Source organism: Chryseobacterium vaccae, from assembly GCF_009602705.1.
GTDB classification, from domain to species: domain Bacteria; phylum Bacteroidota; class Bacteroidia; order Flavobacteriales; family Weeksellaceae; genus Chryseobacterium; species Chryseobacterium vaccae.
This window is the reverse complement of sequence record NZ_VSWH01000001.1, coordinates 1314829-1339609: the sequence shown is the minus strand read 5'-3', so window position 1 is coordinate 1339609 and position 24781 is coordinate 1314829. Positions and strand designations below refer to the sequence as shown.

The 24781-nt window shown below is 35.2% G+C and carries 19 protein-coding genes; 13 read left to right on the top strand and 6 right to left on the bottom strand.

The features are described 5' to 3' along the window. The first annotated feature begins 1339 nt into the window (after positions 1–1339). The 8 genes from FW768_RS06060 (at position 1340) to FW768_RS06025 (ending at position 10390) form a co-directional block, all read left to right on the top strand. Complete coding sequence (locus tag FW768_RS06060; RefSeq protein ID WP_153393684.1) at positions 1340–3514, top strand: fibrinogen-like YCDxxxxGGGW domain-containing protein; 2175 nt, start codon at positions 1340–1342, stop codon at positions 3512–3514. A gap of 375 nt (positions 3515–3889) precedes the next feature. Beyond that, positions 3890–4696, top strand: coding sequence for a helix-turn-helix domain-containing protein (locus FW768_RS06055; protein ID WP_153393682.1), 807 nt, complete (start codon positions 3890–3892; stop codon positions 4694–4696). A gap of 8 nt (positions 4697–4704) precedes the next feature. After that, on the top strand, positions 4705–5367 hold the full coding sequence (locus FW768_RS06050) for a DUF2490 domain-containing protein (protein ID WP_153393681.1): 663 nt from the start codon (positions 4705–4707) through the stop codon (positions 5365–5367). An 81-nt stretch (positions 5368–5448) separates the two neighbouring features. Continuing rightward, positions 5449–7038, top strand: a complete 1590-nt coding sequence (locus tag FW768_RS06045; RefSeq protein ID WP_153393679.1) for a Na+/H+ antiporter — start codon at positions 5449–5451, stop codon at positions 7036–7038. Between the two features lie 478 nt (positions 7039–7516). Beyond that, the gene (locus tag FW768_RS06040; RefSeq protein WP_153393677.1) at positions 7517–7918 is read left to right on the top strand and encodes a GlcG/HbpS family heme-binding protein; all 402 of its coding nucleotides are present in this window, start codon (positions 7517–7519) and stop codon (positions 7916–7918) included. Positions 7919–7932: 14 nt separating this feature from the next. After that, positions 7933–8739 carry a helix-turn-helix domain-containing protein gene (locus tag FW768_RS06035; protein ID WP_153393675.1) on the top strand — a complete coding sequence of 269 codons (807 nt, stop codon included), beginning with the start codon at positions 7933–7935 and terminating at the stop codon, positions 8737–8739. Positions 8740–8756: 17 nt separating this feature from the next. After that, positions 8757–9260, top strand: a complete 504-nt coding sequence (locus tag FW768_RS06030) for a hypothetical protein (RefSeq protein ID WP_153393673.1) — start codon at positions 8757–8759, stop codon at positions 9258–9260. Between the two features lie 338 nt (positions 9261–9598). Then, complete coding sequence (locus tag FW768_RS06025) at positions 9599–10390, top strand: SDR family oxidoreductase (RefSeq protein ID WP_153393671.1); 792 nt, start codon at positions 9599–9601, stop codon at positions 10388–10390. A 330-nt stretch (positions 10391–10720) separates the two neighbouring features. Here the strand turns inward: FW768_RS06025 and FW768_RS23975 are convergent, their stop codons facing one another. The 6 genes from FW768_RS23975 to FW768_RS05995 all read right to left on the bottom strand — a co-directional run bounded on the left by FW768_RS23975 (position 10721) and on the right by FW768_RS05995 (position 18641). Beyond that, positions 10721–11254: a hypothetical protein gene (locus tag FW768_RS23975; protein WP_153399821.1), complete on the bottom strand. Its 534-nt coding sequence runs from the start codon at positions 11252–11254 to the stop codon at positions 10721–10723. A gap of 136 nt (positions 11255–11390) precedes the next feature. After that, positions 11391–11975, bottom strand: a complete 585-nt coding sequence (locus FW768_RS06015; RefSeq protein ID WP_153393669.1) for a polysaccharide biosynthesis/export family protein — start codon at positions 11973–11975, stop codon at positions 11391–11393. 71 nt (positions 11976–12046) lie between these two features. Continuing rightward, positions 12047–12487, bottom strand: coding sequence for a response regulator (locus tag FW768_RS06010; RefSeq protein ID WP_153393667.1), 441 nt, complete (start codon positions 12485–12487; stop codon positions 12047–12049). Between the two features lie 123 nt (positions 12488–12610). Continuing rightward, positions 12611–16192, bottom strand: a complete 3582-nt coding sequence (locus FW768_RS06005) for a PAS domain S-box protein (protein WP_153393665.1) — start codon at positions 16190–16192, stop codon at positions 12611–12613. Further along, the gene (locus tag FW768_RS06000; protein ID WP_153393663.1) at positions 16134–17276 is read right to left on the bottom strand and encodes an FIST signal transduction protein; all 1143 of its coding nucleotides are present in this window, start codon (positions 17274–17276) and stop codon (positions 16134–16136) included. Before FW768_RS06000 ends, FW768_RS06005 begins: the two co-directional genes overlap by 59 nt. Continuing rightward, positions 17277–18641 (bottom strand): sigma-54-dependent transcriptional regulator, encoded by a 1365-nt coding sequence (locus tag FW768_RS05995; RefSeq protein WP_153393661.1) that lies wholly within the window; start codon positions 18639–18641, stop codon positions 17277–17279. It abuts the gene before it with no gap. Positions 18642–19059: 418 nt separating this feature from the next. Between FW768_RS05995 and FW768_RS05990 the strand changes: the two genes are divergently transcribed. The 5 genes from FW768_RS05990 (at position 19060) to FW768_RS05970 (ending at position 24780) form a co-directional block, all read left to right on the top strand. After that, entirely contained in the window at positions 19060–19602 is a 543-nt protein-coding gene (locus FW768_RS05990; protein WP_153393659.1) for a peptidoglycan-binding protein LysM, read from the top strand. A 203-nt stretch (positions 19603–19805) separates the two neighbouring features. Beyond that, entirely contained in the window at positions 19806–20351 is a 546-nt protein-coding gene (locus tag FW768_RS05985; protein WP_153393657.1) for a peptidoglycan-binding protein LysM, read from the top strand. A gap of 200 nt (positions 20352–20551) precedes the next feature. Then, complete coding sequence (locus tag FW768_RS05980; protein WP_153393655.1) at positions 20552–21097, top strand: peptidoglycan-binding protein LysM; 546 nt, start codon at positions 20552–20554, stop codon at positions 21095–21097. 68 nt (positions 21098–21165) lie between these two features. Beyond that, complete coding sequence (locus FW768_RS05975) at positions 21166–21966, top strand: WxL protein peptidoglycan domain-containing protein (RefSeq protein WP_231128641.1); 801 nt, start codon at positions 21166–21168, stop codon at positions 21964–21966. A gap of 9 nt (positions 21967–21975) precedes the next feature. Further along, positions 21976–24780: a collagen binding domain-containing protein gene (locus tag FW768_RS05970; protein ID WP_231128640.1), complete on the top strand. Its 2805-nt coding sequence runs from the start codon at positions 21976–21978 to the stop codon at positions 24778–24780. Position 24781: the final 1 nt, after the last annotated feature.

Below are 24781 nucleotides of genomic sequence, written 5' to 3'. Positions count from 1 at the left end.
TTTTACATAGGAGAATAGTTATTTCCAACTCGTGTTCTCAAGCGGAAATAGGCAGATATTTAAAAGATTGTACAATGAAATCAAGTTTACATATATCAGCAAGAAGCCTCTATTTAAAATGCAACTTAATTCAAAATTTTATCCTTTTATGATGTAGATATGTAAGAGATTGGAGGGTTTCAATCTCAAATCAATCGCGGTTGACGGTAAAAACAATGGATTGATTAAAAGTTCGGCTCTATGTTAGGGTTGATAGTGGTGCTCTGCTTACTTTCAAGAATGTTTGATTTTGAGAGTATTAGAGCAGAGGGTAGTTTTTTAGTGTAAATTTTTCATAAATTAATTTTTCATGGTTAATATTTTTATGATATTGATTTGTTGTGCTAAATTAGTTTTTTTTCACTACCTATCTTTTTATAAATTTTATACTTTATAAGGTAATACTTTATTCTGGGTATTAATATGGAAGATAATATGGATGGTGGAGTGCTTAGTTGTAGTGTGAAATTCGGATTTTCTTGTTCCTTTTTCTACCATTTTATCTTTTTTACATCAAAAATATGGTCGTTAGAAGATATCTGTCTCAATATTAATATCCATTATCCTCAATTGTCCTGAATTTTTGAATTCGAACTTTCCTTTTGCGATAAAACATTTGTTGTAAAATACAGGTTAAAGGTTGTATCCTTTGACTAATGTAATTATGGAAGAGAGGTAACCATCACTAACTATAAATGTCCGTCGTCAGTATTAGTCGTGATATCTGGGTTAATTTCTACTTTCCAATGATTGCAAATATAGTTTTGAGGTTGAGTATTATCTAATACAGTATTTCATGTACTATGATGATTGCTTATTTTTTCTGCAAACAGTTCTTCAATTGTCGTTTTCATGATTAATTATTTTTAACACTATTAAAAATATAAAAAATGGAAAATGATTGTTCTTTTTTGTGTTTACACAAAGAGAAATCAATCTTAATGAGGAATAAGTTAGGAAATATCCCGAAATTGAATTAGGACAAATGACTATTTGATCAATAACTTATAAATGCTAATAGTTCTACAGTGTATAAAAATACGATTGAAGAAAACAGAAGAATTTTATAAAAAATTGCTCCAAACAAACTGTTATAAAAACTAGGACTAAATAGAGACTCTTATTTGGACTTTTTTAAAATATGTATGTAGAGTCTGGATGCTAAATTTGCCGATTAATTCATTTTTAAAAATGTATTAATCGGCAAATATGTATAAAAAGGCCATATAATTTCGATCAATAGAATTAATATGGCAAAGTTAAAAACACAATAAGAGACAATGTTAATTAAACCTCAAATATGAAAAAAAAGACATTTTGCATGGCACTTTTTATGGGAATTGGAATGTTTTATGGACAAGTTGGAATAAACACTCCCAATCCTCAAGCAACTCTCGATGTTAAAAAGACAAACAAAGTCAATACCCCGGAAGGACTGTTGATTCCCAGCTTTACGGTCACGGATTTGGCGGCAAAAGATGGTGATTATGGAGATAATCAGAATGGTGTAATGATATTCGTTACTGATGGTGTCGGAATTTCAGGAAAGACAGCAAAAGTGCATGGCCCGGGTTATTACTATTATGATGCTCCTAATAGCTTATGGATTTCCACTGGAGGAAGTGAACCCTGGATATCCAAGGCTACGGGATCTGGAGCTACCTTGAGCACAGAGAATATCTATCAGACGGGACAAATTGGCATCGGTAGTTCCACCATTGATCCCAGTGCCCAGCTGGATATCACTGCTTCGAATAGAGGGCTGCTGGTTCCTCGGTTGTCAAAGAGTGAACGCTCAGCCATTGTCTCTCCTGCCAATGGTTTGTTGATATACAATACAACAACCAACTGTTTTAATTATTACGTTACCAGCACTTCGAGATGGCAGAGTTTATGTGGGACGTATGAACCTGCTTCATTCAATATTATCAGCTGTACACCTCCCACAGGCCCTTCAGGAATATTCACTGCAGGAACAGCTCTAAACAGTAACAATACATATACTTTGGTTATTAATGTAACGGAGATTGGGACTTATCAAATTGTTGGAAACACATCCAATGGATATTCCTTTAACAAATCAGGAGTCTTTTCCCAAACCGGTTCTCAAACCGTAGTTCTTGATGGGCAGGGAACACCGGTTAATGGCCCCCAGAATAATACGCTCTCATTAAGTTTCAATGGAATAGCAGTTAATCCAGGGTGTGTACTCCCAACGGTAAATGTGGGCGGATCATCTACGACCTTTAATCTTAATTGTAGTGCAGCGACAGTAAATGGTACTTATTCTAGCTCTATCGCATTAGATGGAACAAATTATATTGATGTACCTGTTACTTCGGTAACTACACCGGGAACAGCTGTTGTGGAAACGGCCATGATCAATGGAATTAAATTTTCGTCTGGTTCCATCAGCGTTACTTCATCCACAACAAGCATTAGATTATTTGGCCAAGGTACGCCTACTGCTCCTGGTACCAACATTTATTCCTTTACTTCACCTGGAGGAGCTTCCTCATGTTCGGTAGCAGTTACAGCAAAAACTTCAATAGGAACATTTGTAAACCCTGCAAACCGATGTACCGATATTTTAACCACTGCTTCGTCTTCTACGGATGGGTATTATTGGATAAAAGATGCATCGGGAAACAAGTACAAAACCTATTGTGATATGAGCAATGGAGGTTGGACACTCATAAGATCACTTTCGGAAAGACAGATCCTGATAGTTGAGAAAAGCTATAATCAGCCCATCGGAAATCAGCCGTCGAGAAATTTAATAACAACAGAAACCGGAGTTTTTAATGAATATGCTTTTTCACTTCCTTCTGCGGTTGTCAATAACATTGGTAGTCATAGTACAAATAAGCAATATAGATTCAGCATTAAAGAAAAGGGGCATAATACAGCCATAGGAGCATCTGCCAGTCAGGTTGAAGGTAGTACCGTAGCCCCAATAAGTGATGTATGGGTTCCTAATAATTATCTAAATGTTGAAATTACAGATGGAAACCCTGCAACAGGAAACTATAGTACAAGGGGAAATACATCCACTGGGAAACTTTTTGGCTTTAATTTTGGAAAGCCAACAACTGGTGACACATTTTATCAAATCAATAATCAGAACTTTGCTTATCTTATACCTGGCTTATACAGTCTTTCAGGAGATTTTACTGGAATATGGGGAGGTGTGGGCTATGCAGGTTCAAATACGCCAGGCAATAATTTAACTTATACTTCCAGCAATGGAAGTCAGGCAACCTTTAATAAGTATGATCTTAATGATACGTTTGGGATCTGGATGAGTATTGAAGCACAACTTAATCACCACATTGGTACATGTTCAAACAGTACGGATGATTATGGAGGAGCCAGTTCATGTTCTGCCGGATGGGCAAACTGGAGACCTCACAGATTCAATCAAAGACCCGATAGTAATTATGAAGGAAGAATCCTTCAATATTGGGCCAAGTAAATTAAATTTACTGTCTGACGACAATCTGTAAGAGGTTAATACTATATTGTTTGTCATTAAGCGAACCGTCCAGAAAGGACGGTTTTTTTTATTTTTCTTCTTTACACCTATGAATCTATATCATTTTTGATGGTGAAGTTTTCTATATTTTTAATTTATAGAGCGATTTAAAGTCGACTTGAGCCTTTTAGCAATATGTACTTGAGCTAAATACATATAAAACTATGATTTGTTTACCTGTAATTTTGTAAAGAGAACTCTATCATTATATCGAATTAAGAATATTGCTCTAATAGCGCGATATTTCTTCAAATAGCTTTGGTAATAATAATTGGGTATTCCGGTCAGGTGAAACAAATAACAAAAAATGAACCTATGAAGACAATGAGCGAATTTATATTTGACAGGCTGGAGTATTCATGTTTATATGAAGCTCAGCGAGGAAAAGAAGATTTCTATGGTGAACATATTTTAGGTTTTCAACTGGCAGGGGAAACCCATATACTTCTTGAACAAAGTACTCATTTGATCAAAGAGAATATGGCGGTATTATTAAGAAAAAACCAATTATTCCGAACTACTAATTATCCGTCAAAATCAGGTGTTTATAAATTTATTACAATTACATTGGATAATGCAACTTTAAAACAGTATGCAATAGAAAATGAAATAGAAATCAAAGAACATTATCATGAAGTCGATGAGTTTATTTTTGAGCCCAGTGAATTTTTACACAGTTACTTTCTCTTGTTAGCTCCTTATATCAATAAAACAAAACAAGCAACTGCAATATTGGTGGATGGGAAAATCAAAGAGGTTATAGAATTACTTATAGATAGTAATCCGGTTTTTGGATACGTTTTATTTGATTTTTCAGAGTCACAAAAAAATGATCTTGAAGGTTTTATGAATAAAAACTTTATGTTCAATGTACCCTTAGAAACCTTTGCAAAATTAACTGGTACGAGTATTTCAACATTTAAACGGAATTTTTCAAAGATCTTTAATTGTACACCTAAACAATGGCTCAAAAATAAAAGATTAGAGGAGGCCTACCATCTGATTAAATATAAAAAGCAGAAACCAATAGATTTCTATCTTGACATTGGGTTTGAGAATCTGTCACATTTTTATTCTTCTTTTAAATTAAAGTATAAAGCCACTACAACAGAAATAGAATAAATAATACTATGAAAAACAAGACTTTATTTGTCGCTATTTTTTTGTTTGTAATAAATGTAAATTCCTTATACGCTCAGGATATAGATGGCAAAAGTTCTTTTTTTGTAGCCGGAGTAAGTGCAAATACTTTTAAAAACAATAAACTGACAATATACGCAGGATATAGTCCAAGTGACAATTTAAAGGCGTTGGTTGTTCTGCCCAGTTTTGTGATTAATAAATACCTGACCTTTATTCCAGGTTATACCTATGCTGGTATAAAACCTGATGGTATTTCCACATTATATGAGCATCAGATCCTGGCAAGTGCTGTCTTTTCGTTTCCGGTTGCTAAAAATTGGACAATTACAGACCGTAATATGTATTTTTACCGCTTTAGGAAAGACTTGGCTGACCTGTCGTTCTATAGAAATCGACTAGGAATAAACCATAGGACCCAATTATTAAAAAAAGAGCTAAACATCTATCTTTATGATGAAGTTTTTTTAAACCTTGATAATGGAACAATTAATAGAAATCGTATTATTCTTGGTGGAGAAATAAAGCTTTTAGAATGGCTTAATCCTCAGATTATATATATGTACCAGACTGACAGAATATTAGGAAACAAGCATCTTGGATGGCTCATTTTTACTATATCTCTAGAAAATTTAGGTTTGTTTAAAAGGTAATAATAAAACTTACTATGAATTTAACAGAAGTAATGAAAACCATAATTATTAATTCTATTGATCTTTAAAGCTATAATTTTTATGCATAACAATTTATTAATCATATTAGGTTTGCTTTTTGTGGTAATGCTGTTGGTTTTACTTGCCAATAAGGTGAAAATAGCCTACCCAATTTTTTTGGTAGTTGCCGGACTGGGCATCAGTTTCATACCGGGGGTTCCTTTACTTCATTTGGATCCGGATCTCATTTTTTTGATTTTTCTTCCACCATTGCTATATGAAGCAGCTTGGTATACTTCGTGGAATGATTTTTGGAAATGGAAATATCCAATTGCCTTACTTGCTTTTGGGCTTGTTTTTTTTACTTCTTCAATAATAGCATTCTCATCTTACGCCCTTATTCCTGGTTTTACAGTCGCTCTCGGTTTTTTGATAGGGGGAATTGTTTCACCGCCCGATGCAGTGGCTGCCGCCACAGTTCTCAAAGGAATGAATGTTCCCAAAAGATTGATGACAATTTTAGAAGGGGAAAGTTTGATTAATGATGCATCCTCACTGATCGTATTCAAATTTGCCTTAATTGCTGTTTTGTCAGGCACTTTTTCAATGGAGGAAGCAACCGGTGATTTTTTTCTTGTAGCAGGAATGGGAATTGTCATCGGTCTGATTGGTGCTAATATGATGTATGTTATCCATAGATTCCTTCCGACAACCCCTGCAATTGATGGAGTTTTGACGGTGATGACCCCCTATATTCTTTTCCTAATTGCTGAACAGTTCCATTACTCGGGAGTGATGGCTGTTGTAACTGGTGGACTTTTTATGTCTTACCGATCTCATGAAGTATTTCAGACAGGAAGTACAAGATTGAATATGCTCGGAGTGTGGACTACCATGATCTTTGTAATGAATGCGCTGGTCTTTATATTGATTGGTCTGGAGCTTCCGGAAATAGTTTCTGGCTTGGAAGGATATTCAATTATGGACGCTGTAAAATATGGAGTGGCAATAAGTGTAATTACAATAGGGGTTCGTTTTCTTTGGGTATTTTCATCCACTTATCTTCTCCGTTTAATGAGCGCTAAAGCAAGAATGAATCCATCAGGAGGATGGAAGGGATCTATGGTGCTCAGCTGGTCAGGAATGCGGGGAGTTGTTTCATTGGCTACAGCATTATCCATTCCCATAATGATTAACGACGATGTTCGGTTTCCACATCGTAACCTGATAATCTTTATCACTTTTATTGTCATTTTTGTTACCCTTGTTTTTCAGGGACTAAGCCTTCCGTTTTTAATCAGATTGATAAAAGTACGCGAAATCGACGAAATAGTTCCTGAGGATAAACAAAGGGTTGGTATTCAGTTTAGATTGAATACTGTTGCTTTGAACTATGTAAATAATAAAAGAACTGATAATGTTCAGGAAATTGAAGTTTTACAATATTATAAAGCAGAGCTGGAGAGTGAGAATGATTCCTTGAACAAGAATACACTTTCACTGGAAAATAAAAAGAAGGAAATTTATGATAGTAACTTATTATTAATTTATGCTTTGCAGCGAAAGGAATTATTCAAACTTCGGAAGGAGAAGTTTTTTAGTGATGATGAAATTCGTAATGCCGAATTGCAGCTTGATTTAAAGGAGCTAAAGATAACAGGTATGGGATAAGACCTTTGAACTTTTCAAAATCTTTATTATATCAATTTCACTCAAAGAATATCGCCTTTAAATAAAGTAGCTCTGTTCATTAGGGTAAAAGCAATCTGTTCAAAAATACAATATTTTGCTTTTGGCGAGATTTATACTTGATCAGTGTTGTAGATTAAATAACAATCTCATTTTGCAAATGTATTAAATAAAGAATTTTTACGCTGATCTGGCTATGTGTATTCTAAATCATTGGACTTTTTAGAAATATAAAATTGAGCTAAATAAAACTATAAACCTCATTTTGATTGTTTTAATTTTACATTATGATTATTACAGGATGAGTTAAATGGTTCTTTGTCAATTTTAGCTGCTTATGTTGTAGTGTAGAAAAGGAAAAACGTACGATGTTGAAATAGGGGAGAGACGTTTTAGAAAAAATTTTAAAAAATACAGCCCATTAAGAGAGGATAATTCAAAATAATAAAATATAAATAAAATGAATATCAGTTATGAACAATCAAATTTGGTATTAAATACTGCAATTGAAAAAGCAAGAAGTTTAAATTTACCTGTAAGTATTGCAGTTGTAGACACGGGAGGGCATTTGGTCGCTTTTGCCAGATTAGATAGTGTTTATGGAGTTGTTGATTTTGCAATAAAAAAAGCAAAAACAGCTGTAATGTTCGGTGTGGACAGTGATGTTATGGGGACAATTATTGCGGGAGCAGAACTTCACTCATATGGCATGATTAATTCGAATGACGGCCTGTTGACAATTGCAGGTGGTGTTGTGATAAAAAATAAGGATGGTATTGTTATCGGTGCCATTGGTAGCTCTGGTGGGACAACAGATCAGGATAAAGAAATTGCAAGTTCTGGAGCTTCCGCAATCTTGTAACTAAAAAAAATATTATGGAATCTTCACGCGAAATGATTTTTGACAAGCTGGTGTATTCGTGCATTTATGAAACACAACGTGGGACAGAAGAATTTTATCCTGACCATTTTTTGGGATTTCAGCTAGCTGGTGAAACACAGGTATTCCACGAGCAGGACTCAATAATAATAAAGGAAAATACAGTTGTACTGGTTAGAAAAAACCAGTTGATTCGCACCATTAAATATCCTTCAAAATCAGGCAACTATAAGTTTATTGCAATTACATTGGACAAAGCAACTTTACAACAGTATGCTTTGGAAAATAAGATTACAGTTAAGGAACGTTACAACGGAAAGCAGAAGATGTTCTTTGAGCCTAATGAGTTTCTGAAGAGTTATTTTATTTCACTGGCTCCATATATCAATAAAACAAAGCAAGCCACACCGAAATTGGCTGACTTAAAGATTAGGGAAGCCATCGAACTGCTTTTAGACAGTAACCCAGATTTTAAATATATTCTTTTTGACTTTTCAAAACCTCATGCTATTGACTTGGAGGAATTCATGACCAATAACTACATGTTCAATGTTCCTCTGGAAACTTTTGCTAAACTAACAGGTAGAAGTATTTCCGTTTTTAAACGTGACTTTGCAAAGGTTTTCAATTGTCCGCCAAAACAATGGATTAAAGACAAGCGTCTGGAGGAAGCTTATCATCTGATTAAATATAAGAAACAGAAACCCACCAATTTTTATCTTGACCTTGGTTTTGAGAATCTGTCTCATTTCTACTCTTCGTTCAAAGTAAAATACGGAACTACAACCTCTGAGATTGCTTAAGTAAATATATTGCTTTAATGGAAAAAATCGAGATGATTCAGTACTTTCAAATATGGACAAAAGGAGAAATTGAGCAGGGTAGATGGATGGTCCTGATGGCTATAGTTCTTATTCCTATTATAGTTCTGCTGTTTAAAAGCGGTGGGTGGAGCCTTGGACAAGGGATGGTTATTCCAATCTCTTTTCTTCTTGTAGTCAACTTATGTTATGGAACATATCTTCTTTCGGTACGAAGTAATGATGTTCAGGAATTAGAGATAAAGATAAAAGAGCGTCCGATGCAGGTGCTTAAGACAGAATACAAGAAAGTTCAGAAAGATAATAGTACTTATAAAAAATTGCGATTAATCTGGGTTGCTCTCGGGGCAGCTTGTGCTTTATTATCGTTGTTTTTCATAAAAGATTATTACAAAGGAATAAGTCTTGGTTTTGCAATTTTATTCATTGGACTTTTAACTATCGATACATTTTTGCATAACAGAAATATACATTTATTAAATAATCTGGAGCATTGTTTATAACAGTAAATATTTAGCTTATTAATCGGGTTTCATATTTTTTAAAGTATGTATAATAAAAAAATTGATTGGCCCCGTCATTCAATTCGCAAATGATGAAAATTTTAGATTATGGGGCCAGCAATTTTAAAACAACAGGAAAAGCATACAGTGCGTAATACATTTTTAAAAGCTAGAACTGGCTGTACATTTAATACAAAAAATAATTCAAAAAGAACCATCCAGCGATATGAAAATGGACTTTATGGCGAGATGAGTTGTCGTTTGAATTTTGATCTTTACAAATAAATAAATAAATAAATAAATAAATAAATAATTAATCACGTTTAAAAAATACAAAAATGAGCAAGACTATTTTAATTACAGGAGCTGCAAGTGGATTTGGTAAACTTGTAGCTTTTGATCTGGCAAAAAAAGGACATAAGGTAATTGCAACAGCGCAGATTTATCCACAAGTAAGTGACCTTAAAAGAGAAGCGGCTGAACAAGGTGTTGACCTTATTGTTGATAAGTTGGATGTAACTGATGCACGTGATCTGGACTATATTCATCAGAAATATGATATAGATATTTTGGTAAGCAATGCAGGAATAATGCAAGGTGGACCAATCGCAGAACAACCAATTGATTTGATCCGAGATATGTTTGATGTTAATGTATTCGGAGGACTTCTGGTTGCACAGGGGTTTATAAAAAAATGGGTTGAACAGAAGAAAGCAGCAAAGATTGTCTTCACAACTTCAATGGGTGAATTATGGACAGTTCCTTATGTTGCCGCATATTGTTCGTCTAAGCATGCCATGGGGGCAATAGCAGAAGGTTTAAAAACAGAACTGGCACAATTTAATATTAAAATTGCAACCTGTAACCCAGGAGTTTTTGGTACAGGGTTTAATGACCGTGGGGTTGATTCAATCTTCCGTTGGTATAATCCGGAGACTAATTTTACACCACTATCTGCATTTGATGGTGCTGCAGAATCGTTGGCGCATCAATTAGATCCTCAATCAATGGCTGATTGTATTGTTGATGTAGTTTTAGATGATAATTCAAACTTCAGAAATGTTCATCCAAAAGAAACTGAAGATTTTGTGAAGCAACTTCAGGCGGAAGCTTGGACTGCAAAAAGCTAATATAGGTTTACTTAATTGAACAAAGCCGGTATTACTATTAATGGGGTAATTTTTTTCTTTTTACGAAGAAAATAGTTTTACTTATTCTCCATTAATATTTATAGATACCGGCTTCTTTTTACTCTGCTGTGAGGTAACAATATTTAAATTCTTAACAATTGTTATGGTTACTGAACTTTAAGAGTATCTTCAAACACTTTTCTCGATGCCATTTGGTTAGGTTGAACCAAATTACACAAGAATTACAAAAGTTTAATTTTATCATGTAATTTTATAGAATACTAAATTTCTTGCAATTTTAGTTTCAGACATTTGAAGTGAGCAATATGTTTATGAATTTTCCATTTGTTTGATGTTGTTTTTCCAGGTTAAAAAAAGATTGATCGTTTTGATCAGCTTAAATATTAGGATGAAAGCAAGGAAGGATAATAGTATGGTATAAACTGAATAGTTTTTGAAAAAGATGACTTGAATAGCAAGAACAATAACATTGATTGATACAAAGATCAAAGTAATTTTTTTGTGAGACAGACCCAATTGTAAAAGATGATGATGGATGTGCGTTTTATCTGCTTTGAAGGCAGATTTTCCTCTTAAAATTCTATCAGTATATACTCTTACAGAATCTATGACCGGGATGGTAAATACAAACAGAATGAAGAAGATACCATAAGGGAAATGCGCTGTATTGTGATCAAACTTCGTAATGTAAATACCCAGGCAAATTAATAGATATCCTAAAAATAGTGCCCCGGAGTTTCCTAAAAATATTTTGTTTTTTTGTGAAAAATTGTACTTGAGGAAAGCCAGGATACTGCCAATGATCAAAATGCCAATTCTTGCAAGGCTAATGTTGCCTTCTATAAGTGTTTCAGAAACCGTATATTTTCGTTGTTCATGATCTTTTTTTTATAAAAGCCCAATTAATATTCCTGCAGCGGAAGTAACTGTTGTAAAAGGAATGATTGTGGAAACTCTTTTATAAAAGTCCTTACTTTTCTTAGAGGGTACAATAACATAGTCTCCCGGATGGAGCATAATATTCTGATTGGGAACATCTTTCGTCTATGTTGGTAACCCTTGCGTTTTCTCCTTCCTGTCTTAAAATTTTCACTGATTTTAAATTGGCATACATTTCAAAACCTCCTGTTTTTGAGATAAGCTCAAGTAATGTATTCTGATCCTTATCGACCTGAATCACTCCAGGATTTCGTACTTCACCCATCACGGCAATTTCTTTGTTAAGAACTTTCACATCAACAATAGGGTTCACAAGCCATTTTTTAAGTTTTGTTTTTATGTCTTCCTTCAGCTCGGGCAAAGATTTCCCGATTACAGAAGTTGTTCCTAATTTTGGAATTTCAATATTTCCGTTAATATCCACCAAAAGCCATTTTCCATAAACCTCGTTAGAATTATAGATTCCATAGACGGATCCCACACTCAGATCATCCTGTCCCCAAACTGAAAGCGTTATTTTGTCATCTTTGCGAATTCTGTATTCGTAGTTGGGGTCGAAACTAATAGTTGGGGTCGAAACTGAAATCCTGCATACCTCGGGATGGCTGTTCTTCTTCCTGTACATTATATGTTTTACAGGAAAGGAGTAAAAGCAGGAAAATGGATGATATGATGAATTTTTTTGCCATAGTTTTTTTAAAATAGAATTGAAAAGAATTTGCGGAAACCTTTTAATTTGTTTTGAGACATTTCTTCTCTTATTTTCAAGATCTTGTCTATAGTTTCTGTCATTTTTTCGGAAACATTCCCATCTTTTACCAGATAGTCAAATGCTCCGTATTTAAGTGTGTTTACAGCAGTATCGATGTTTTCCTGTGCAGAGACCATGATCACATAAATGTTGGGATCAAAACGTTTGATTTTCTTTAGAACCTCAAAACCGTTCAGGTCTTCCATATTGTGATCCAGAAAAATGATGTTTGGTTTCTGATGAAGTTCATCCAGGCATTCTTCGCCACTGCTGAAGCAAATAATGTCTTCATAATGATGATTTTTCAAATACTGCTCATACACACTTGCGCAGAATCTGTCATCATCTACAATAAAAAACTTTAAATTTTGCTTATTTGTTTCCATATTTTTAATTTGAAAACAATGAGTCTATTATTGCGCCTGTATTTAATTATTTGAAAATCAATTATTTAAATATTGTATTTTTCCAAAATATGGAATTGAGTCTTGATTTTGGATGGTTTCTCCTTATTTAATCTTCTCCTTCAGCTGGATTATTACGGTAGTAAGAGTTTTTTTTATGTTTTCAAATAGAGTATACAGTTCAGTAAGATCTGTATGCTGTTCTTTTGCTGATACTTCCAGCTGCTTTACTTCTTCTTTAATGGAATAGATACCTATGCCTTCTATACTGGGCTTGATCTTATGGATGAGCCTGGCTATTTCTGCATAGTCTTTCTCCTCAAATGCTTTTTCTACCAAAGGAATTGTTTCCTGGGTCTGCGAAATGAATATGGAAAGCATTTTCTGAATAAAATCCTCATCTCCTCTGCTGAGCATCTGTATATTTTTAAGATCATAAAGTGTTTTGTTCATATTGGATATCGTTGTGTTGGTTCTTTTTTGAATTTTGGTGTATTTGTGAATAATATTGAGCAGGTTCTCTTCAATAAACGGTTTGGTAATATAGTCATCCATTCCTGCACTAATACAATTGTCTATCTCTGTTTTGAAAGCGTTTGCGGTAAGGGCGATGATGGGGGTTTCGATTCCAAGTTCTTCCCGTATTATTTTGGTGGCTTCTATACCATCCATCTCAGGCATCTGGATATCCATCAGGATAATATCAAACTTTTCTTTTCTTAGTAGATCTACTGCCATTCTGCCATTGTCAGCTTTTGTAACACTGCACTTAAAATGGGTCAGTGAATTTTCTGCAACCAGCTGATTCAGCTCATTATCTTCAACTAGCAAGATATGAACTCCCCGAATAGAAATTTTCTGTTTCTTTTGGGAAGATTTTGAAGATGATTCTTCATTTCCTTTGTCAACATTGAAAGTGATGGTAATAGCAGTTCCTTTATTTTTCTCACTGTTTACTTCTATTTTTCCTTTCATTAATGAGACTAGCTCTTTGGTAATTGTCATTCCGAGACCTGTACCGCCATATTTTCTGGAAATAGAGCTGTCTTCCTGATTGAATTTTTTAAAGATACTGTTTACATACTCTTCACTCATTCCGATTCCGGTATCAGTAATGCAGATAGAGACTGTCTGATAACGGGAAAAGTCTTTAAGAACATTACAATCCACCTTTATTTCACCTTTATCTGTAAATTTTAATGAATTGCCCATAATATTATACAGAATCTGTTCTATCTTTAAGGAGTCACCTTTTTGAGTAGGGGTGAGGGACTTTGAAAAAACAGCGTATAGTTGTAACTTTTTTTGTTTTGCTTTAGGTTGGAGAATGGTAATAACGTTTTCGATACTTTCTTGTAATGAAAAGCTTTTGCTTTCCAGAGACATTTCGCCGGATTCGATTTTGGAGATATCAAGAATATTGTTAATAATTGATAACAAATGTTGTGAAGCATTATAGCTGTTTTCTACAAACTGTTTTTGGGTGGCATTAAGGTTTATTCTTTTTAACTCTCGTAGAAAACCTATAATAGCATTAAGAGGTGTTCTTATCTCATGGCTCATATTGGCGAGGAAAACTTCCTTGGCTTTGGATGCCTCCAATGCTTTAGCTTTTTCCTGTTTTAGTTCTTCTTCCAGTTTTTTTTGGTCTGTAACATCAAGGTGGATTCCTATCGAACCAAGTTGATTACCGTTATCATCATAATTGGGCGCTCCGCTTATTGCCCACCATCTAATTTCTCCTCTCTTATTTTTTACAGGAAGCTGGTATACGCTTGAAACTCCTTTTTTTCTTAATAGGATCTGCTCTTTTACAAACTCAAGATTATTGTCTCCGTATACAAATAGCTGTGAGGGGCTTTTGCCAATTAACTCATCAGGATCATAGCCGGATACATCACAAAAACTTTGATTGGCATAGCGGATGGTTTCGTTGTTGTCTACTTCCAGCAAGCCCAAATTCATATTGGCAATGATGTTCCGGTATTTTTCCTCTTGTCTCTTGATGCGATCTTCCGCTCTTTTTCTTTCAGAAATATCTTTAATGAAGTAGCAGTAATATTTGTTATCATCCTGTTCTACGGCAATAACTGATATTTCTACCGTAAGTTCTTCTCCGTTTTTTTTGATAACGTTTCGTTCCACTTGTTTATTCAGCATTGATGTGTAGAGCGTTTTATCTGCTTTCGGAATAATTTTTTCAAGAATTTTTTTACCTTCTACTTCTTCTTTTGTCCAGCCGAAGGTATTGACCGCACTTTTATTCCAAAAAGTAATTTGCCCCTTGTGGTTGGTAATGATGATGGCACTCATGGCTGAATCCATGATCATTCTGTTGCGTTCTTCACTTTGTTTGAGCTGGTTTTGGGTAACAACACGTTCCGTTACATCATTATACTTCCAGAGATGTCCTTTGTAATGATCCTTAATGAAAATGGGAATATAATGTCTTTCTAAAAACTTCCCATTCCTGGTTTCCATGAGTTCATTGGTTACGATTTTCTTTTCTTTAAGTATTTCATTAATTCTCTGGACAAAATAATCTTCATTCTTAAAAAGAGCTTTAGATTCTTCCGCAGAATTTGTACAATCTATTCCGATCATATCATCTGCGGAAATTGGAATATTAAACATTTTGCAAAACAAATCATTGGTAAATATAATTTGTCTGTTCTCATCTTCCATTAATATTCCGGACTGTAAATTCGCCAGTAGCTTTTTCAGGATTTCTACTGTTCTGGAAAGATTTCTCTCAAGAACGAGGCGCTCACGTACATTGACAAGAACCTGAGTAAAAATAGTGAGAAGATTTTTCTCGGTATGTGATACTTTATGGTAATTCCTGACAAAATCAAAACCTACAAAGCCAAGACATTCATTTTGAAGCATGGCTGGTATTACAAGTAGACTTTTGATATCCTGCTCCTGTAAGAGGTTTTTAAGATTACTTTTCGGTAATTCCTGAACATCCGGATAATAAATGCTTTCTCCTTTTTGGTTGGCTTCCACCCATTCACTGATGATATCAAGTGGTATATTCTGCAAGTTGTCTATTTGAGGAGTTATTCCCTCATTGCAGTACTCATAAACATTGGAACAGGTGTTTTCTGCAAAATCATATCTGAAAATATAGCTTCTGTCTGCATTTACAAATTCCGACATCTCTTTAAGAGAACTATTCACGCTTTCGGATACCTCTTCTATAGGAATATTAATATACTCTGAAGATATATTCATCAGCAGTTTCTGAAACTCTAGTTGCTTGTTAAGCTGTTCCTGCAAAAAAAAACTTTTTCTCAACTGTTCAGATACATAAGATGACAGCTCTGTAAGATCCTCAGAATCCAGATATTCAATGGCAGGATCAAGAATTTTGATGGACTCATAAAGATTGGAGATCGACTTTTGCTTTAAAATATTTTCATTTTTAAGGTTGATGTAGATTTCCTGATACTCTTCCTCACTTTGTTTAAAAGCATGATCCATGAGTTCTTTATCCCTTTCAAAAGATTGATAAGACTGATTCACAGCATTGATGAAATTTTTGAACTGCGGATGAGACTTACAGTCTTCTGTAAGATACTTGTTGATCTGTCTTTTTAATAGGTTGTGAAATTCCGGTTCCATTTCATTCAGTTTCGTTAATGGTGGTAATGGTAATAGTCTGGTTGTGTAAGGCACAATCATCAAAGGGCTTCAGAGGGGATATCTCTCCATATGAATAGAAACCTGTAATGATGGTGTCAGGGCCAAAAACATCTCTTACCATTTCCACTTCTTCAGCAGTCCGGTCTCCTAAAACTAATTTTCTTCCTACACAGCTTACAATAATTCCCATTTTAGGCTTATTATGAATTATTTCAAGGCATTCATTGGCTGCATCATTGGCTGCATCAATCAACCGGTCCATGTTGGCCTTCATAAATCTTACTTTACTTCCTTCGGGAAGGTCGCCTGCAAAGACCATCATATTATCTTTCTCATTAATAGAAAGGATGGTACGTACAACAGAAGAGGAGGTATTGTCAGATTTAAGAGAAAGAGGGAAAAGAAGTGCTGAACCCGGGAGTTCTTCTGCATATTTTCCGAGATATTTTTTATAAAGATCAAGGGCATTTTTATGATCGATTTTACATAGGATGTTATGATGAGAACGGGTAACTGTTCTCTCAAGTCCGAAACTTTCCCAACCTCCGTATGAAGCATGAGATAATTCCAAATTTTTTCCATAAAAACCAATTACTACAATCTGATTAGATGCAGGAACCTGGTTTAGGCCAACTGCTGTTTTTTCAAATTTATCCCCATCACCTGCCAATCCTCCTGAAATTAACACATGATCAGGGCGTCCGGAGTTCAGTCCCTGAACCAGCTGACTGCCGTTGACACGACTGCCATCTGATAAAACAAATACCCATTTGAGGTTTTCTTTAGGAAGTTTTTCCATTAGGGTTCTCCCGGCTTCGTAGCTGCTGGGAAAATCATCTATATTAATCTGTGAAGTTTTAATATAAGATGTTGAGAAACTGATAATGGTAACGGTTACCGTATTATCATATACTTCATTACAGAAAATTTCTCCGGACGATGATGATAAGGTAATCTCTGCATGGGGGAATTTCTCTTTGAGCTGTAAGAAAAAATGATTGTCTTCAATAAGATTTCTTGCTCCATATCCTAGAACGAGCTGAGCTTTCTGATAGTCAAGGTTTTCATCATTTCTTTCATATCTGAATTCTCCGTTTATAAAAAGTAATTTGGCAACTTTCATCTAATTGTTATTTAGTTTTTTAGTTTCAGCATGACTAATCAGGTTGTAAATTGTTGATTTGCCTATATTCAGAAACTTTGCTGTTTTAATCACATCATTATTATTTTTTTTCAGAAAATGTAGGATGATATCTGTAGTATATTGTTTTAATGTTTTTTGCTCGCCGAGAAAAGACTCTGAATCTTTTTCAAGGGTATAAAAACTAATATCATCTGCCATTATCTCAGAATGGTCAGACATTACACATGCCAGATCAATGATAGATTTCAATTCTCTTACATTTCCGGGGAAATTATAAGCGAGAAGTTTTTTTTTAGCTTCAGCAGATAACCCTAAAGGTTTGATTTTATTTTCCTTTGAAAATAAGTCTATAAAATGCCTGGCAAGAATTAAAGTATCCTGTTCTCTTTCACGTAAGGGTGGGAGTTCAATAGGGAGGCCTATAATTCTGTAATACAGATCCTCCCGGAAAGTGCCCTTTTTTACTTCCTGGGCGAGATTTTTATGGGTTGCTGTAATCACTCTTACATCCAGCTTTATTTTCTGGTTTCCGCCTACTCTTGTAATTTCCCTTTCCTGTAGAGCGCGGAGCAGTTTACTTTGGATATTGAGATCAAGCTCTGCGATCTCATCCAAAAAAATGGTTCCTCCATTAGCCTGCTCAAACTTTCCGGAAGCTCTTTCCGCAGCTCCTGTAAATGCTCCTTTTTCATGACCGAAAAATTCGCTTTCTACAAGTTCTTTAGGAATAGCAGCCATATTTACCGCTACAAAGGGCTTGTTCTTTCTGAGTGAATTATAATGAATGGCTTTCGCGACCACTTCTTTTCCTGTACCCGTTTCCCCGGTAATTGAAACATTAATACTGGATTTTAGCGCTTTATTTATTTTTGAAAATATACCTTTTATAGATTCGCTTTGTCCAATGATGGTGTTCTCAAAAGTGTATTTTTTTTCAAGTTCATCTTTCAGGTCTTCCACCTCCTGTTTCAGCGAGATATTTTCTTTCAGCCTGATAATAGAGCTCCACAGAAGCTCTTTTGTATGCTCATTTTTTACGATATAATCTTTTGCTCCCTGTTTGAGAAAATTGATTGCTACCTCTATGTTTTCCTGTCCGCTGATAACGATAATGGGAAGATCAGGATACAGATTTTTGATCTGTTTAAAAAGCTCATCACCTTGAATATCCGGAAGTCCAAAATCTATACAGATAATATCAGGATTAAGAAAAAGCGCTGAAAGACAGTTTTTTGCTGTGCTGAAAAGTTGAACTTCGTAGTCAGGATTTAGCTGGAGATGGTATTTTAACATTTCTCCGAAAAAAGGGTCATCGTCAACTATGAAAATTTTGAAAGTCCCCATTTGGTTTTAGTTTTTAATTTATTACTAAAATAATGATTTTTCATTATTAAATGCGTAATAAATAATAATAACTAAATATATATGTGATATTTTAATTAAAATAATTATACTTATATGTTGTGGTGTTGTATATTGGTTTATGTTAATGTATTGATTAATGACTGTCCGCCCATAATTGTTTCATATATATTGTTGTAAACATTTACCGGGCCGTTCAATAATTTCCTTAAGTATTATGATACTGATAACAGTAAAAGATCGTAATAAGAATTAGCTCTAGATTGAAATATCCGTAAACTTTATGATGACAATATGTAGCCAATGATGAAAAAGGCTTTGGTAATGTTGGATAATGTTATTAGATTTATAATTAGTTCTGAATGACAATATTTTATACACCTCTTTAAATTTATTAATCATGAAAAAACAAATCTCTATCGTTGCGCTGTCTCTGGGAGCAATCGCCTTAGGAACCAAACAGGTTATGGCACAAAATTCAGAGCAGGTGAGTACATCAGTAAATATTATTTTATCAGACGTTATTGCAATGGACATTGGCTCTGTTGCTTCAGAAGGCGCTGTAGATTTTAATTATGGGAACACAAATGATTATAATTCAGCAAAAAATGTGACCGTTCCCAATAGTTTAGTCATTATTTCCTCCAAAAATTTTGATGTAAAAGTAAAATCTGAAGGTACACACTTTGTAAGTGGTGCAAACGTAATTCCTGTAGATATATTACAGGTAAAAGCAATACCGGGCGGAAGTTTGGAGGGAACCCTGAATCAGGTCACTTTATCTACAACTGATCAGGTGCTGGTGAGTAATGCAAGTTTAGGTAACAAACATTCTTTAAATATTGCCTACTCTATTTCAGCGGAAAATGCTTCCAAGGTACTTCTGGGAAAACCACAGGGAACGTATACCCAAAAAATAACTTATACTGCCACTGCATTGTAAGTAAACACCAATTTTAAAATAGAAAAGCCCTTAATATGCAAAAGTATTGAGGGCTTTTCTATTTAAACCAAATGAGTAACCCTGTAGTTATTTTACTACATGAACTTCCTTTTTCCACTACAAAGAAACTTTTATCGCCGCTGTAGATTTGTAATGTTCAAAAGAGAACAATTAAATAAGAATAACAATTAAATATTACTATCATGACAAAACAAATCGTAATCACAGCCTTCACTATTGGAGCAATGATGCTAGGAACTAACAATGTTCAAGCACAAAATACAACCGCAACAACAACCGTGAACATTACCCTGAACGATGTAATTTCTATCGACGCAGGAAGTACAGCAATTGGTAATACGGTTGACTTTAACTATGTTACTGCTGCAGACTATAACTCTGATCAAACAATTACTAAAGCCAACTCTTTAAAAGTTACTTCCACAAAGAACTTTAATGTTAAAGTAAAAGCAGGGGGTGCTAATTTTATGAATGGAACCAACTTAATCCCTGTTAATGTTTTGACTATCAAAGCAGCTACGGCTGCCGGAACAATGGGCGGAACAAAAAGCGCTGTAGTTTTATCCGCTACGGATCAAACCTTAGTAGCCAATGCTCCTCTTGGAAGTGCATTAACATTGAATTTGGACTACACCATTCCAGCGGCAAAATCATCATCTTCTGATATTTTAGGTAAGCCTGCCGGAACGTATACACAAACGGTAACTTATACCGCGACTGCTTTATAATAAAAAAACACATCAATATATATGCCCTCAGCACTTTCTAAGTATTGAGGGTTTTTCTATTTAAACCAAATGAGTAATCCTGTAGTTATTTTACTACATGAACTTCCTTTTTCCACTACAAAGAAACTTTTACCGCCGTTGTAGATTTGTAATGTTCAAAAGAGAACAATTAAACAAAATAACAATTAAATATTACTACCATGACAAAACAAATCGTAATCTCAGCCTTCACTATTGGAGCAATCATATTAGGAACTAATAATGTTCAGGCTCAAAATACAACCGCAACCACAACCGCAACCATTACCCTGAACGATGTAATCTCTATCGATGCAGGAAGTACTGCAATTGGTGGTACAGTTGCTTTTAACTATGTTACTGCAATGGACTATAACTCTGATCAGACGATTACTAAAGCCAACTCTTTGAAGGTTACTTCAACGAAGAACTTTAATGTTAAAGTAAAAGCAGGCGGCCCGAATTTCGTCAATGGTTCAAACTCAATCCCTGTAGATGTTTTGACTATCAAAGCTGCAACGGCTGCGGGAACAATGGGAGGGACAAAAAACGATATAGTTTTATCTGCAGGAGAAAAAACCTTGGTTGCAAATGCTCCTCTTGGAAGTGCATTAACACTGAATCTGGACTACACCATTCCCGCGGCGAAATCATCATCATCTGATATTTTAGGTAAACCTGCCGGAACGTATACGCAAACAGTAACTTATACCGCGACTGCTTTATAATAAAATTTTAGTTTGCAAAGGTTCCTTTTGCTACGTTTTCAGTCTTATATTATTAAACTATTTACATCATGCACAAGTTTATCCACCTTTTTATTTTCTTTATCCTCACAGGGGTTTCCTCACTTCTGGCACAAAGTATTTCTATGTCGCCTACACGCTTGTTTTTCACCGGTAACCCAGGAGAAAAAGTAACAAAAACAGTTACGCTTCAAAACAGCTCGGATAAGGATTATGTTTTTAATCTCAACTATAAAGATTGGGTTAGAGAAGAAGACGGAAATAAGGTTTATCTTGAAGCAGGCAGTTCAAAAACTTCCAATGCCTCCTGGGTATCCACCTTAGAAAACACCGTAACAGTTCCTGCGAAAAGTACAAAGGAGATTGCAGTAACCATGCAGATTCCGGCAAACGCATCAAATTCTGCCGTTACAAACAGCATGCTGTTTTTTACCCAGCTTCCCCAGCAGGCAGATAAGGCACGTATTCAGAATGGTATTGGTATTATCACCTTATTTGAGATGGGGCTTCACATCTTTTACACTCCACCGGGAAACCATGTAAAAAGTCTGGATATTACCAATATTTCAGAGATGAGTACTGAGAATACAGCGAACAGAAAGGTTGCAGTAAGCATCCATAATGATGGAAACACTATCAATGATGCCACCGTTGCGTTTGAACTTACCGACAAAGACAGTGGTAAGGAAATAAAATTACCCGCAATTTCGATCTCCATGCTTCCGGATACCAATCAGGTTGTTCAGTTTTCCTTACCAGAGAAAATTTCAGGAAACTTCCTTGGCGTGGTTATTATTAAAATGGCAGAATCCAATGATTTACGTGTAGGAGAAAAAAACTTTAAATTTTAAAATTACGTTTTGAAAACACAGAATAGAATATCGATATCAGTCCTAAGAAGAACAATCTTATTTTTTGTATTTGTTCTTCTGCACTTTTCGTTGGCTTTTGCGCAGGAAAAGAAGGATATCCGAATCTATTTTGAAAATGACAGTGTAGCTGTTGAGAAGGGGGCTACTTTTACTAATTTCCTGGTTATTGAGAATAAAAGTTCTGAAGAGATTATCATTCAGAATATCATCCCTCAGGAAAAATATCCGGGATTGCTTTTTTATCCCCAAAATGACTTTACTTTAGGTGCGGGGCAGTCTAAAAACCTTCCCGTGAAATTGATCGCCAACGTGGATTTTATGAAACTGAGATCCAATCAGATTCAATTTCAGGTTTCTTACGCCACCCCAACGGCCACCAGAACTGAAAGCGCTTCCTTCCTCGTTGCTAAAGGCGAGAATAAAAACATTGCAATTTATACCGCCACATACGAAAATTTCATTAACCCTGCTTTACCTCAATCCTCAATTCTGCTGATTGTAGAAAACCAAGGTTATAGTAAACGAACCGTTAAGATTGATTTGCAATCCATTCCTGATGGTCTGGAAATTTTGCCAAAACAACAAACTGTTTCGCTGGAAGGTTTAGAAAAGCAAACGGTTGAGATCAAAATTGCAGTCAGAAAACAGAATACACTTTATCCGGAATTTAATATTAATGCAATTGTGACAGACCTGCTTGACAATAAAATCGTGGGAAGCAACACGCTCTACTTAGTCGTTTTATCACATAACAGACAAATTGACCGGGGAAACGAAGCGGTGAGTGGAAATAATTTTGCAGAAATGAGTTATAATGAAAACAGTTCACGTCTCAATTATCTTCAATTGAGAGGAAACACAGCATTTCGGGTGACAGAGAATTTAAAATCACGCTTCAATATTGGCGCAGACTACTATCTTGAAGACGGCCGTTATAATCTGTATGATACCTGGCTGGAACTGGAGAGAAAAAATACGGTATTACGGGTGGGGAATGTTAATAGCAGCGATTACGATTATCCGGTTTTCGGAAGAGGAGGGAAGGTTTCTACCAAATTTGGTAAAAATAATCAGATTGAAATTCTTGCACTGGAAAACAATTATAATCTGTATGGTACTTATTTCCAGCAAACAGAAGGATCTACCATGGCGGGAGCAAAATATGCTTTTGGGAATGCTAAATCTTTCAATGGGAAAGTATCCTATATTTTCGACCATGATCCGCGTCTTAAGATAGATACACAGGTAGCGAACGCGGTAACATCATTGTTAATTAACGATAAACATACAATCCGTACGGAGGTGGGTCTGAGCCAGGAAAAAGGTCTTTCGAACAACGATGAAAACGCAGGGGCTTCAATGGGAGCCAATTACGAGGGGAAAATAGGAAAATGGGATATACAATCTGTCAATTCCTTTGCGACCAAAAGTTATGCAGGGATCAAGCGGGGATCCTTTTTCTCAAATCAGCGGATTGGTCTCCAATTTTCTGCTTCTCAGCGCGCTTTTATACAATATCAGAATTCGCAGGTAGAACCTGAATTCCTGAGTTTCCAGAGTGAGCCAATCCAACCTGAGAATACAGCTAATTTGCGTTATTATTTCAACAGTACAGAAGCTTTGGGACTAGGTTATCAGTTTTCTTTAAAGAAGTGGAATTTCCTACTTTATCCAAAGGTTGAAAAACAAAAAACAGCTAATTTTTACACATCACAGGAACTTTTTTCTTACCGGCTGGAAGCCAGCATCAGTACTACATTAGGAGCACACGGATTGAACCTGACGGCAGAATATTCTTATTCAAAAGAAAACAATAAACCAGACTGGTTCAACAGTTTGAAAACAACTTTATCTTACAGATATAAATCATTCTCCCTTAATGGAACAGCCCAATGGAATGCAACCAGTGTCTTTGATTTAAATTCTTATTATGATGTAAACCGTAATTTCGCCAACTATAATGTATACGCCTCATATAATTTCCAGATGCTAAATCATAGTCTGACCGGATCTTTTTCATTAGGAACCTTCTATTCGGAACTTTATAAAAATCTAAACAGCAATATCACCGGTAATCTGGAATATAAGATTTCACCTTCCTGGTCCACCACGGGGTATTTTAATCTTTCCGGTTATAAATCCACGGCTGAATATGCAAGCAGTGGCAGTTATTACCAGTTCAGAGTGGGGATTAAAAAATATTTTACCACAGCTACGGCTCTCGGAAATCATAAAGTGGCGTTCCAGTTCTTTGAAGATAAAAATTTCAATGGACTTCTGGAGTCCGGTGAATCTGTACTTACTAATGAAATTGTAAAACTGGACAATTATGTAGCGATGACGGATAAGAATGGAAAAGTAATTTTTCAGAATGTGCCTGAAGGTACTTACACACTGAAGGTGAACGAAAGTGCGGGTTCCCGGTTGATGATGGATCCTGTCATTATGGTACATAACAATATCAACCGTAAAGTGGGCTTGGTAAAAAACATCAGGGTAAGCGGGAAATTAACTGAGATCAAACAAGCTTACGATACTGTAGATACGGATGTAACAGGAATTTTGGTATATGCAAAAGCTGAAGATGGTAAAATTTACACCGCAGTGGTTAATCAAAAAAATGAGTTTGAGCTTTTCCTGAAAGATGGAAAATACAACCTCTATATTGAAAATGATAAATACAGCTATACACAACCCACCCAAACTATTCAGGTGCCAAAAGAAGGTTATTCAAAAACCGTGGTTTTTGAATATAAGAAGAAAGACACCACCATTAAGGTGAAAAAGTTTTAAA

Coding starts and splice junctions, on each gene's coding strand:
- FW768_RS06060 (WP_153393684.1), top strand. CDS start 1,340: ATGAAAAAAAAGACATTTTGCATGGCACTTTTTATGGGAATTGGAATG.
- FW768_RS06055 (WP_153393682.1), top strand. CDS start 3,890: ATGAAGACAATGAGCGAATTTATATTTGACAGGCTGGAGTATTCATGT.
- FW768_RS06050 (WP_153393681.1), top strand. CDS start 4,705: ATGAAAAACAAGACTTTATTTGTCGCTATTTTTTTGTTTGTAATAAAT.
- FW768_RS06045 (WP_153393679.1), top strand. CDS start 5,449: ATGCATAACAATTTATTAATCATATTAGGTTTGCTTTTTGTGGTAATG.
- FW768_RS06040 (WP_153393677.1), top strand. CDS start 7,517: ATGAATATCAGTTATGAACAATCAAATTTGGTATTAAATACTGCAATT.
- FW768_RS06035 (WP_153393675.1), top strand. CDS start 7,933: ATGGAATCTTCACGCGAAATGATTTTTGACAAGCTGGTGTATTCGTGC.
- FW768_RS06030 (WP_153393673.1), top strand. CDS start 8,757: ATGGAAAAAATCGAGATGATTCAGTACTTTCAAATATGGACAAAAGGA.
- FW768_RS06025 (WP_153393671.1), top strand. CDS start 9,599: ATGAGCAAGACTATTTTAATTACAGGAGCTGCAAGTGGATTTGGTAAA.
- FW768_RS06015 (WP_153393669.1), bottom strand. CDS start 11,975: ATGTACAGGAAGAAGAACAGCCATCCCGAGGTATGCAGGATTTCAGTT.
- FW768_RS06010 (WP_153393667.1), bottom strand. CDS start 12,487: ATGGAAACAAATAAGCAAAATTTAAAGTTTTTTATTGTAGATGATGAC.
- FW768_RS06005 (WP_153393665.1), bottom strand. CDS start 16,192: ATGATTGTGCCTTACACAACCAGACTATTACCATTACCACCATTAACG.
- FW768_RS06000 (WP_153393663.1), bottom strand. CDS start 17,276: ATGAAAGTTGCCAAATTACTTTTTATAAACGGAGAATTCAGATATGAA.
- FW768_RS05995 (WP_153393661.1), bottom strand. CDS start 18,641: ATGGGGACTTTCAAAATTTTCATAGTTGACGATGACCCTTTTTTCGGA.
- FW768_RS05990 (WP_153393659.1), top strand. CDS start 19,060: ATGAAAAAACAAATCTCTATCGTTGCGCTGTCTCTGGGAGCAATCGCC.
- FW768_RS05985 (WP_153393657.1), top strand. CDS start 19,806: ATGACAAAACAAATCGTAATCACAGCCTTCACTATTGGAGCAATGATG.
- FW768_RS05980 (WP_153393655.1), top strand. CDS start 20,552: ATGACAAAACAAATCGTAATCTCAGCCTTCACTATTGGAGCAATCATA.
- FW768_RS05975 (WP_231128641.1), top strand. CDS start 21,166: ATGCACAAGTTTATCCACCTTTTTATTTTCTTTATCCTCACAGGGGTT.